This window comes from Bartonella sp. MR168JLCBS (genome assembly GCF_042194175.1).
The window spans coordinates 1-801 of sequence record NZ_JBHIMP010000290.1; the positions used below are offsets into that span (position 1 = coordinate 1).

1 protein-coding gene is annotated in these 801 nt (G+C 42.9%); it reads left to right on the forward strand.

Going from position 1 to position 801, the window contains the following annotated elements; all coding sequences use genetic code 11:
- Positions 1–760: F0F1 ATP synthase subunit beta (gene atpD / locus ACFIK8_RS10940; RefSeq protein WP_375669441.1), on the forward strand; the 760-nt coding region annotated here is incomplete at its 5' end.
- Positions 761–801: the final 41 nt, after the last annotated feature.

Consider the following 801-nt stretch of genomic DNA (forward strand, 5'->3'; position numbering starts at 1 on the left):
AGGAGCACGGGCACGTGTTGCACTTTCAGGATTGACCATTGCAGAAAGTTTCCGTGATGAAGGTCAAGATGTTCTTTTCTTCGTCGATAATATCTTCCGTTTTACACAAGCAGGCGCTGAAGTGTCAGCTCTTTTAGGACGTATCCCTTCTGCTGTGGGCTATCAGCCAACTTTGGCAACGGACATGGGGGCTTTGCAAGAGCGTATTACAAGTACAAAAACAGGCTCTATTACCTCTGTTCAGGCTATTTATGTGCCGGCTGATGATTTGACAGATCCAGCGCCAGCTACATCTTTTGCCCATTTGGATGCGACAACGGTTCTTTCCCGTTCGATTGCTGAAAAGGGTATTTATCCAGCAGTTGATCCCCTTGATTCTTTCTCACGCATGTTGGATCCATTGGTTGTGGGTGAAGAGCATTATACTGTTGCCTGTCAAGTTCAGACCATTTTGCAACGTTATAGATCGTTGCAGGATATTATTGCTATTCTTGGAATGGATGAACTTTCTGAAGAGGACAAGTTGCTGGTAGGGCGAGCGCGTAAAATTGAACGTTTTCTTTCGCAACCTTTCCATGTGGCTGAAACCTTTACTGGATCACCTGGAAAACTGGTACCTTTAGAAGAAACAATCAAAGGGTTTAAAGGTCTTTGTGCTGGTGATTATGATGATTTGCCAGAAGCAGCTTTTTATATGGTGGGTTCGATTGATGAAGCTCTTGAAAAAGGAAAACGTCTTATTGCAGAAGCTGCTTCATAAAGAGAAAATTTGTAATAAATGCTTATTGTAGACAGGACAAA